Raw genomic sequence first — 10,303 nt, 5'->3', positions numbered from 1 at the left:
TCTCCTTTATGTTCATATTCTATACCGTTATTTGTTTTCCTGCATTTATCTAATATGACAATATCCGGTTTAATCTTACAGTTTTGTAAGATTAAACCGGATATTAACTACTTCTCATTATTTTTAAATACAAATGAGAACTCACTTCCAATATTTACTTGTGATTTCACTTCAATTCCTATACCGAGTATCCCGGCAATTTTTCCCACCATATAAAGCCCAAGCCCGCTTGACTTTTCATTTACTCTGCCGTTAAAACCCGAATATCCTCTGTCAAATATTTTCTTTATATCCTTTGATGGAATACCTATTCCCGTATCCTTAATACTCAACTTTAAAAGCTCCTTATCAAAATTTATACTTATTTTCCCCGATTTTGTATATTTTAATGAGTTTGAAATAATCTGTTCAAGCATTATAAAAAGCCACTTGGCATCACTTATTACCTTTACATTTGTGGGAGTATAATCCAGTGATATTTTCTTTTCGATAAATATAAGAGAATATTTTTTTACTATACTGCTGATTATGATATCCAAATCCACCTCATAAATGTCCATATCCGAGGTTCTTTCCAGCAATTTTAAATAATTCATAGCCATATTTGTATATTCCTCTATATAAATCATCTGCTCTTTCAATCTGTGATCCGCATCGGGCTTGCCTAAAATAAGATTACAAACTGTAATAGGTGTTTTTATCTGATGTATCCAAAGCAGAAAATACTCTTCCAAATCTTTTCTTTCATCTATTATCTTGCTTTGCAATGTTTTATTTTCGATTTCAAGCTCCTCTATTCTTTTTGCCATATCCTCTTTTTTTACATAGGAAAGCCATTCCATAATAAGAAAAATAAGAAGAGAAAATACTGTAATTTCAAGCCCTAAAATAAAATATTCCATATTTAAACCCGCAAACAAAAATACCCCTCCAAATATAAAACATACAAATAGAAGGGTAATAAAAACACGATATTCACTTTTTAAAAAAGACAATAATTTATTCATATCTGCCTCACAAGATAATATCCCATACCTTTTTTCGTCTGTATAAATTCCTTATACCCTACACCCCTTAATTTTTTTCTAAGTCTTGTAATATTTACCGCCAAAGTATTGTCATCAATAAAATCATCACCTTGCCAGCAATGATTCATAATATCTTCTCTCTTTGCAATCTTTCCTCTCATATTAAATAAATACTCCAATATAAGAAGTTCCGTCTTTGTAAGGTCTATACAAAATCCCTCGCCCAAAAGTTTCGCCTTTGATATATCAAGGCTTATACCTTCAAATACAGGCTTATCAACAGGCATAGTATATTCATAAGTTCTTCTGAGTATTGCCTGTATCTTTACTCTTGTAAGATTTATATCAATAGGTTTTGTAATATAATCATCCGCACCGAATTGCATAGCGGAAACCATATCTACCTGATTATTGTGAGAAGAGATGAAAATAATCGGCACATTTGAGTTTTGTCTTATTTTCTGTGTCCAGTAAAATCCGTTATAATATGGCAGAGTAATATCCATCAGCACAAGATTCGGATTGTACCGGCCTATCTCATTTGCAACATCATTAAAATCCTTTACCGCTTTTGTTTCATATCCCCACTGCCTAAGTTCATCACCGAGCAGCTCCACTATATTCTCATCATCTTCTACAATAAATATTTTCATAAAAACCTCACTAAGCCTGCGCTAACAAAAGATTTTCTATAAACTCATATACTTCTTTTTTGCCCTGCTTGGTCTCTGAGGAGAAGGGTATAAGCACAACTTCTTTTTGCAAGCCAAGCCCCTCTCTCAAAGTCTTTATACATTTGGCTATCTGACTTCTTTTAAGTTTATCAAGCTTTGTTGCTATGATTACAGGACTGTAGCCGTTATATACAATCCAGTCATACATCTGCTTATCATTTTTACCCGGTTCATGTCTTATATCAATAAGTAAAAATATGCATTTGATTTGTTTTGAGGTATGCAGATACCTCTCTATCATCTTGCCCCATTTTTCTCTTGTTGCAAGATTGGCATTTGCATATCCGTATCCCGGCAAATCCACAAAGTATATTTCATCATTTACTTTATAGTAGTTTATTGTCTGTGTTTTTCCCGGCTTACCGGATGTTCTTGCCAATGATTTTCTGTTCATAAGTGCATTGATAAGCGAAGACTTCCCTACATTTGACTTGCCTGCAAAGACTATTTCAGGCTCACTGTTGTCGGGAAACTTGCTTGTTATACCGCATACGGTTTCAAGCTCAGCTTTTTTTATTATCATAAATACCTCTTATATCAGTGCAATACTTAGGACTTCCTTTATATCCTTTACATACACTATCTCAAGTCCGCCTGTAATCTCACCGGAAAGCTCCGCAATATCCGCCTCATTTTCCTTAGGTACACATACGGTCTTTACTCCGGCAAGCTTTGCAGCCAAAAGCTTTTCTTTCAGTCCCCCTATAGGCAATACCCTGCCACGAAGTGTTATCTCACCGGTCATTGCCACATCAGCTCTTACCTTTTTTTCTGTAATAGCCGATATAAGTGCTGTGGTCATTGTAACACCTGCACTTGGACCGTCTTTCGGCACTGCACCCTCCGGAATATGCAGATGTATATCATGCTTTTCAAAAAAGTCCCCGGCTATAGAGTATTCCTCCGCCATACTTCTTACAAGGCTCTTTGCAATACCGGCACTCTCCTTCATCACATCACCCATATTTCCGGTTAATGTAAGCACTCCCTTTCCCGGCATTATATTCACCTCAATGCTTAAAGTATCACCGCCTACACTTGTCCATGCAAGCCCTGTCACCACTCCTACCTGCGGTTCTTTTTTTATTTCATCAAATCTTACTTTTTCTTTTCCAAGATATTTATAAACACTCTTTTCAGTGATTTTAAATTTCTTTTTGCCCTCAAGTGATTCTCTGGCACATTTTCTGCAAATATCCCCTATTCTTCTTGAAAGATTTCTGACTCCCGCCTCTCTGGTATAATTGTGGATTAACTTTTTTATAGCTTTATCACTGAAGCTCATATCAATATCTTCCAACCCGTTTGTTTTTATTTCCTTCGGCACAAGATACTTCTTTGCAATATGGAACTTCTCATTCTCGGTATAAGAACTTATTTCTATGATATCCATTCTGTCAAGCAACGGTCTTGGGATGGTATCAAGGGTATTTGCGGTAGCTATAAATAACACCTTTGACAAATCCAGCGGTATCTCAAGGTATCTGTCTCTGAAAGTCTTATTCTGCTCACCGTCAAGTACTTCAAGCAAAGCTGAGGAGACATCTCCCTTATAATCTCTTGAGGTCTTGTCTATCTCATCCAACAAAAGTAAAGGATTTTCCACCTTGGCATTCTTTATAGCCTCCACTATTCTTCCCGGCATAGCACCGACATAAGTTCTTCTATGTCCTCTGATTTCCGCTTCATCACCTACTCCGCCAAGACTTATTCTCACATACTTTCTGCCAAGTGCTTTTGCAACACTCTTGGCAATGGAGGTCTTGCCGGTTCCGGGAGGTCCTACCAGGCAGAGTATAGGTGAATTTCCGGTAGGATTTAGTATCCTTACAGACAGATATTCAAGTATTCTGTCCTTGACCTTTTCAAGCCCATAGTGATCCGCATCTAAGATTTTTCCTGCATGAAGTATATCATTGAAGTCTTCACTGCTTTTTCCGAACGGCATTTCAAAAACCGTATCAAGATATGTTCTGATAACATTTCCCTCAGGACCGTTATTGGCGGAGGTATTCAGTCTTAAAATATCTTTTTTAAGTTTTTCCTTGTACTCGTCAGCCAATTTTATATTCTCAAGTTTCTCTTCGTATTCATCTGTGACAGTCTCATAGCCGCTGTTTTTTGCCATTTCATTTTGAATCACCTTTAGATGTTCTCTAAGAATGTAGTCCCTTTGATTTTTTGAAATATCCTTATCCACCTCTGACTTGATTCTGTCTGAAATCTCTTTTCTGTCTATAGCCTCACTCATTATCTCCATAAGCAGCATTGATTCTTCTATCGGAGTCTTGGCGGCATTGATTATTTTTCTCTTTTCATAGTTTAAATTCAAAGCAAGTCTAAGCCCGTCCAAAAGATTCGGCAAATATTTTATAGCCAGTAAGTCGTTTAGGAAATTCTTTCTAAATCTCTCATTTACATCACTATATCCTCTCATAGTAAGGTGAAGGCTTCTAATCATTCTATCAAAGCCTTCTTCAGATTCTACATACTCTTCCACATCAGCTTCATATTCATTCGGAGCAAGGTGATTTATAGATTTTAATCTTCCTCTTCTAAGAGCTCTTACTAAAACCTCCGTAATACCGTTATCCTTACTGTTTACACTCTCTACTTTTGCAATAACACCGTTTGTTTCCATGTGTTCGCTGTTTTTTCTTTCAGTATCATTATCCGATTTGAATCTTAATAAAAATAACTCTTCGTCATTATCGTAGGCCTCCAGTTGTATTTTCAGCTTTTCTCTGTCATCAGCTGAAAATCCTATCACTTCTCCCGGAAAGATCACCTGCCCGTTTATCAATATTGTTTTTAATCTATTCATTTACTCCCTATATATACAATACCCCCGGAATAACCGAGGGTAATTAAATTCTAAGCGCTTTCGCTGTTTTCACTGGTTGGTTTTATCTTTTTTGCTCTTACAGATTTATCTCTGTATACAATATCAGGCTCACCGCCGTCTATTGTCTCTTTTGTAATGGTACAGATACCGATATTCGGATCTGAAGGTATCTCATACATCATGTCTGTCATAACACCTTCAAGTATCGATCTTAGACCTCTGGCACCGATCTTTCTTTCAAGTGCAAGATTTGCCACTTCTTCTACAGCTTTGTCATCAAACTCCAGCTTCACATCATCCAGCTCAAAGAGCTTTTGATACTGCTTTGTGATAGCATTCTTCGGCTTAGTCATTATCTGCATAAGCGCTTCCTTGTCAAGCATATCAAGTGACACTGTAACAGGCACACGACCTATGAACTCAGGTATAAGTCCGAACTTAGTCAAATCTCCGGGAAGTACCATCTTAAAAAGTTCATCTATCGACTTTGAATTCTTCTCGACTACATCGGAATTGAAACCGATGCTTCCCTTTGAAAGTCTGTTCTCAACTATTTTTTCAAGTCCGTCAAAAGCACCGCCACAGATAAACAATATATTGGTAGTATCTATCTGTATAAGCTCCTGCTGCGGATGCTTTCTGCCTCCCTGCGGCGGCACTGAAGCGATACTTCCCTCAAGTATCTTTAAAAGTGCCTGTTGTACACCCTCACCCGATACATCTCTGGTGATGGATACATTTTCAGACTTCTTTGTTATCTTATCAATCTCATCTATATAAATAATGCCGTATTCCGCTCTCTTTACATCACCGTCGGCAGCCTGAATAAGCTTTAAAAGTATATTCTCAACGTCCTCTCCGACATATCCCGCCTCTGTAAGCGTGGTGGCATCTGCAATAGCAAACGGCACATTCAAAATCTTTGCAAGAGTCTGTGCCAGATATGTCTTACCTGAACCGGTAGGTCCAAGCATCAGGATATTGCTCTTTTGTATCTCGACTTCCGCATTTCTTTTAGATTTAATTCTCTTATAGTGATTATATACCGCTACAGATAATACTTTCTTTGCATCATCCTGCCCTATAACATAATCATCCAAAAACTTCTTGATTTCCTTAGGTTTTAAGAGATTTATGTCATTTGAAGCATCATAGTAATCAGAGGTACCGTCAAGTTCCTCTTCAAGTATCTCTGAGCATAACTCAATACATTCATCGCAAATATATACTCCGTTCGGACCTGACAAGAGTCTTCTTACTTGATCAGATGTTTTTCCACAAAATGAACAACATATTTTGTCCTTGTTGGCCATAATACCTCCTTAGTGGTGTTCTATAACCTTATCTATAATTCCATAGTCAAGAGCCTCTTTTGCAGACATATAATTGTCTCTTTCGGTATCTCTTTCTATGACCTCTATCGGCTGATTTGTATTCTCAGCCAAAATCTTATTCATTTTTTCCCTTGTCTTTAAAATCTGTTCTGCGGCTATCCTAATCTCTGTAGCCTGTCCCTGTGCACCGCCTGACGGCTGATGAATCATAATCTCAGCATTCGGAAGTGCATATCTTTTCCCCTTTGTACCGCCTGCAAGTAAGAAAGCTGCCATACTTGCCGCCATACCCATACAGATAGTGGACACATCACATTTTACATATTGCATTGTATCATATATAGCCATGCCGGCTACAACACTTCCGCCGGGGCTGTTTATATACAGATTTATATCCTTTGTAGGATCTTCAGACTCAAGGAAAAGAATCTGTGCAACCACAAGACTTGCGGTAACATCATTTACCTCTTCTCCTAAAAATATTATTCTATCTTTTAATAATCTTGAATATATATCAAAGGCTCTCTCACCTCTGCTTGTAGACTCAATGACTGTAGGTACTAAACTCATAAAACTCCTCTCCGACTTATAGTTTTTTAATACTCCAATAAGCCAGCCTTAGGCTGACTTATTTTCATATCTCTATACTAATTTAGCATTTTCTACTAAAAAGTCAATTGCTTTTTGAACTGCAAGGTCATCAGACATCTGCTTTCTTTCATGCTCGCCAAATAATCCCTTAATTTTCTCAACATCCATCTTGTAATTATCTGCAACCTTTTTAATCTCTGCATTTATCTCATCTTCGCTAATCTGAATATTTTCTCTCTTGGCTACTTCCTCAAGTACAAGTCTTGTCTTTATCTGCTTTAGAGCCTGTGGCTTGAATTGATTGCTAAGATCCGCTCTTGACATACCTGTAATCTGAAAATACTGATCAAGTGTGATACCCTGACTCTCCATTCTTCTGCCATAGTCCGCTACAAGCCCTTCAACCTGTGCATCCACCATAGGATCCGGGATGTCCATATTTGAAATCTCAATAAGTTTATCTACAATAGCGTTCTCATTCTCCGTAGCCGCTCTCTTAGCCTTAGCCTCTGCAAGTTGCTTTCTAAGATCTTCCTTATACTCATCCAATGTATCAAACTCACTGATCTCGCTTGCAAAATCATCATCCAACTCAGGAAGCTCTTTCTTTTTGATATCCTTTACTTTACAATTAAATACGGCGGCCTTACCTGCAAGATCCTTCATCTGATAGTTCTCAGGGAATGTGATATTTACATCAAAGTCCTCACCTGCATTATGTCCGATAATCTGATCCTCAAATCCCGGAATGAATGTACCTGAACCGATAACAAGCGGATAACCCTCACCCTTGCCGCCGTCAAACGGAACACCGTCAATGCTTCCGGTAAAATCAAGTGTGATATTGTCACCGCTTTCTACAGGTCTGCCTTCAACTGTTATAAGCCTTGCATTCTTTTCCTGCTCGCTTCTAAGCGCACTTGCTATGTCGTCATCATTTACAACTTCATCAGCCTTCTTTACTTCAATACCCTTGTACTCACCAAGCTCTACCTCAGGTCTTACAGCAATCAATGCTTCATATACAAAATCTTCGCCTTTTTTTACATTCTTTATGTCTATCTGCGGTCTTGAAACTATCTCAAGTCCGCTCTCCCTTGCAGCACCGGGATATGATACATCAAGTGCAAAGTCAATAGCATCTGGAATTAAACTGTCTGCCCCATACATCTTCTCAAAAATACTCTGTGTAATATGTCCTTTTCTAAAACCCGGAACATTGAATCTATTTTTATTTTTCTTAAAGGATTCAGCTATAGCCTTGTCAAATTCTTTTGCTTCTACTGTGACTGTAAGCTTTGCCATATTCTTTTCTAATTTTTGTACTTCTACGCTCATTAAAGTTTCTCCTTGTTTCATAAATGCCCTTATAAGGCATATCTGGTTATCCATTATAGCATAAAGATAGCACTCATACAACCGTGATTGAAAAGTTTCCTCTCATATTCATATACCGGGGGTACTGTACACAGATAAACTTACCTTCTCTTTGCTGTCTCTTTTAGTTGTAATACAAAAAGTCCTCCGGACTTTAGATATCTAAAATCTCGGAGGACTTTGTTAACCTATATATAATTTAATTGCCGGATTACTTTCAAGCTTTCAAAAATATACTGAATATACGCTCTTAATCATCTATCTCCGCACTGCTTGAGACTATGGCTCCGTTTACAACATTGATATCATACTCATATTCCATATTTCCTACTTTGAACTCAATCTCATAAACTTTAACACCGTTTTCATAGTCAATCTTTGCCTTTGTAAATCTTGCTGAAGATACTCCTGCATGTGAAAGTGCTATCTGCTTTGCTTTTTCCACTGAAATCTCTGATGCCTGAGCCTTTGTAGGAGCCTCTGTACTTGGCTGTGCAGGAATCACATAGTTTTCAATATCCTTATCTGCCGATACTATTGCCCCGCTCACTGCATCTATATCATAATCGTATTCAACATTTCCGCTGTAAAACTCCACATCATAAACAAGTCTGTTATCCTCAAGTTCAAGTTCCACTTTTACTAAAGTTACATCCTTTTCTGCAAGTTTTGCATCTCCAAGGGCAATCTTTTTAGCCTTATCTGCACTTATTTTCTTTGTTTTATTTGCTTTCTTTGCTACTCCAACCGCTTCAGTTCCTACGCTTCCATAATACGGAACTCCTGTTACTCCTGCTGCAAATAATAAACAAGCCACTGTTGCAACGCCCATAAAACCTTTACTTAATCCATTAAACTTTTTCATTGTATACCATCCTTTCCGCTTCCGCTAAAAATATTTTGAAACTTTCACTGCTCTGTTAAATATAAACTCTTTAAAGCCCTCTTCAAAATATCATCCATACTGTAAATATTTATCCTGAAAGGTCGGGGAGTAAATGATATTTATTAAAATTACAAACCCCTTATTTACTTTGCTCTGTCTCTATAAGCTAATCATCCACCGTCGACGTTTATATGGATCTTCTTATAAGACTGCCGCTTTTTTAAGTTCTCTTTTTTACCCTTTCACTATATTAATGCACGAGGATAGCATTTTATTGCAAACTTTTAAAATTTTTTATTTTTATTTTCAGTATGATATAAAATCTTATCTATCCCATCAGCTAATTCTAAAAAGAGTGGGTTGAAAATCAACCCACCCCAACACTTGACAAAGAACCGAAAAAATCTAAATTTTATTCTATATTTACCATATCACGATTTGTTTTATAAAATGCCGCTCTTGAAATCTTACTCTTTTCCAAATATCCTTGCTTTTCCAGATTATTTAAGACCTTTGTTCTAAAATAAGTTGAATCACTAATACCTAAATGCTGTGCTATTTCTGAAACTTTGCGTGCCTTAAAATAACAAAATGCCAATACTTTTTTATCCTGCTCCGTTCCATTTTGCACAGGTACAAAGCTGATAACCGGACTTGTATCATCTTCAATGCCTTTATCATATGTCAGATCCGGAAGTACCAATGTAAAGTGATCCGACTTTGAATAAATATATGGTTTATGAGCCTCATCAACAGCAGCGTATTCCTCCATAATTTTATCAAATCCTGTTCCTGCCGCCTCCATTACATTACATGCAACAAGTCTACCTGATATCAATTCATTTCTTCTTTTAGAGATAATACCTGAAAGATTATATGTTTTTCCAAGCTTTTCTCCTCTATTTTATTTCTTCAGTATGATAATACTCATGTATCTTGCTCTATGTGTACTTAGCTTAACGCTTGCTTTTTAGCAATAAAAAAGGAAGCATTGGCTATTTGTTTTACTTTCCTCTTTTTATAACTCACTTTTAAAAAATTTATTTTTTCTACTTACTCAGCTAACTGAACAACCGTATATTAAAGACAACAGTACTGTAATCAATATACGAATTATAATATGAGACAATTGTAAATTTCCAACTATATAACCTGTAAAAATTACCAATGGAATCATTAACACTAATGAAAGATATACAAGCCATGGTAGATTCTTGACTGTAGCCGAAATCAACAAAATAGCTCCGATAAAATATAGCAAGTGAATGCTTTGAAAACCTATCTCTTTCATTTCCGCAATCACTGCAATAAGAGTCAGAATTGCATACAATGCGATAAATGCTCTGGAAAAAATATTAAGTACAATTTTCAATTTTCTTCCTCCTTTTGAATAAAATTATAATAGGCGTTTGCAAAACGCCAAAAGCCGTATAAATACGCAATGTCATTAACTTAACGTTTGGAGCATACTCTTGCAAATAAGGGTATGCTCTTTTTCTTTCACTTTT

At 36.7% G+C, this 10,303-nt stretch carries 9 protein-coding genes; all 9 read right to left on the bottom strand.

Translation table 11 applies throughout. From position 1 onward, the window contains the following. Positions 1–107 precede the first annotated feature (107 nt). On the bottom strand, positions 108–1,007 hold the full coding sequence (locus HMPREF0381_RS03275; protein ID WP_008750450.1) for a sensor histidine kinase: 900 nt from the start codon (positions 1,005–1,007) through the stop codon (positions 108–110). Beyond that, on the bottom strand, positions 1,004–1,681 hold the full coding sequence (locus HMPREF0381_RS03270) for a response regulator transcription factor (RefSeq protein ID WP_008750449.1): 678 nt from the start codon (positions 1,679–1,681) through the stop codon (positions 1,004–1,006). Before HMPREF0381_RS03270 ends, HMPREF0381_RS03275 begins: the two co-directional genes overlap by 4 nt. A 10-nt stretch (positions 1,682–1,691) precedes the next feature. After that, complete coding sequence (gene yihA, locus HMPREF0381_RS03265) at positions 1,692–2,285, bottom strand: ribosome biogenesis GTP-binding protein YihA/YsxC (protein ID WP_008750448.1); 594 nt, start codon at positions 2,283–2,285, stop codon at positions 1,692–1,694. 9 nt (positions 2,286–2,294) lie between these two features. Continuing rightward, entirely contained in the window at positions 2,295–4,586 is a 2,292-nt protein-coding gene (gene lon, locus HMPREF0381_RS03260; RefSeq protein ID WP_008750447.1) for an endopeptidase La, read from the bottom strand. A 50-nt stretch (positions 4,587–4,636) separates the two neighbouring features. Further along, positions 4,637–5,920, bottom strand: a complete 1,284-nt coding sequence (gene clpX / locus HMPREF0381_RS03255) for an ATP-dependent Clp protease ATP-binding subunit ClpX (protein WP_008750446.1) — start codon at positions 5,918–5,920, stop codon at positions 4,637–4,639. 9 nt (positions 5,921–5,929) lie between these two features. Next, positions 5,930–6,511 (bottom strand): ATP-dependent Clp endopeptidase proteolytic subunit ClpP, encoded by a 582-nt coding sequence (clpP, locus tag HMPREF0381_RS03250; RefSeq protein ID WP_008750445.1) that lies wholly within the window; start codon positions 6,509–6,511, stop codon positions 5,930–5,932. A gap of 72 nt (positions 6,512–6,583) precedes the next feature. Continuing rightward, entirely contained in the window at positions 6,584–7,870 is a 1,287-nt protein-coding gene (tig, locus tag HMPREF0381_RS03245) for a trigger factor (protein ID WP_040461106.1), read from the bottom strand. A 289-nt stretch (positions 7,871–8,159) separates the two neighbouring features. Continuing rightward, positions 8,160–8,774, bottom strand: a complete 615-nt coding sequence (locus tag HMPREF0381_RS03240) for a PepSY domain-containing protein (RefSeq protein WP_008750443.1) — start codon at positions 8,772–8,774, stop codon at positions 8,160–8,162. Between the two features lie 433 nt (positions 8,775–9,207). After that, on the bottom strand, positions 9,208–9,654 hold the full coding sequence (locus tag HMPREF0381_RS03235; RefSeq protein WP_081457393.1) for an ATP-binding protein: 447 nt from the start codon (positions 9,652–9,654) through the stop codon (positions 9,208–9,210). Between the last annotated feature and the right edge of the window lie 649 nt (positions 9,655–10,303).

This window comes from Lachnoanaerobaculum saburreum DSM 3986, assembly GCF_000185385.1.
Lineage (GTDB): Bacteria > Bacillota > Clostridia > Lachnospirales > Lachnospiraceae > Lachnoanaerobaculum > Lachnoanaerobaculum saburreum.
This window is presented reverse-complemented; position numbering and strand designations above follow the sequence as displayed.

Bases quoted from the DNA above. Each gene is read 5' to 3' on its own strand.
- HMPREF0381_RS03275 (WP_008750450.1), bottom strand. From the start codon at position 1,007: ATGAATAAATTATTGTCTTTTTTAAAAAGTGAATATCGTGTTTTTATT.
- HMPREF0381_RS03270 (WP_008750449.1), bottom strand. From the start codon at position 1,681: ATGAAAATATTTATTGTAGAAGATGATGAGAATATAGTGGAGCTGCTC.
- yihA (WP_008750448.1), bottom strand. From the start codon at position 2,285: ATGATAATAAAAAAAGCTGAGCTTGAAACCGTATGCGGTATAACAAGC.
- lon (WP_008750447.1), bottom strand. From the start codon at position 4,586: ATGAATAGATTAAAAACAATATTGATAAACGGGCAGGTGATCTTTCCG.
- clpX (WP_008750446.1), bottom strand. From the start codon at position 5,920: ATGGCCAACAAGGACAAAATATGTTGTTCATTTTGTGGAAAAACATCT.
- clpP (WP_008750445.1), bottom strand. From the start codon at position 6,511: ATGAGTTTAGTACCTACAGTCATTGAGTCTACAAGCAGAGGTGAGAGA.
- tig (WP_040461106.1), bottom strand. From the start codon at position 7,870: ATGAGCGTAGAAGTACAAAAATTAGAAAAGAATATGGCAAAGCTTACA.
- HMPREF0381_RS03240 (WP_008750443.1), bottom strand. From the start codon at position 8,774: ATGAAAAAGTTTAATGGATTAAGTAAAGGTTTTATGGGCGTTGCAACA.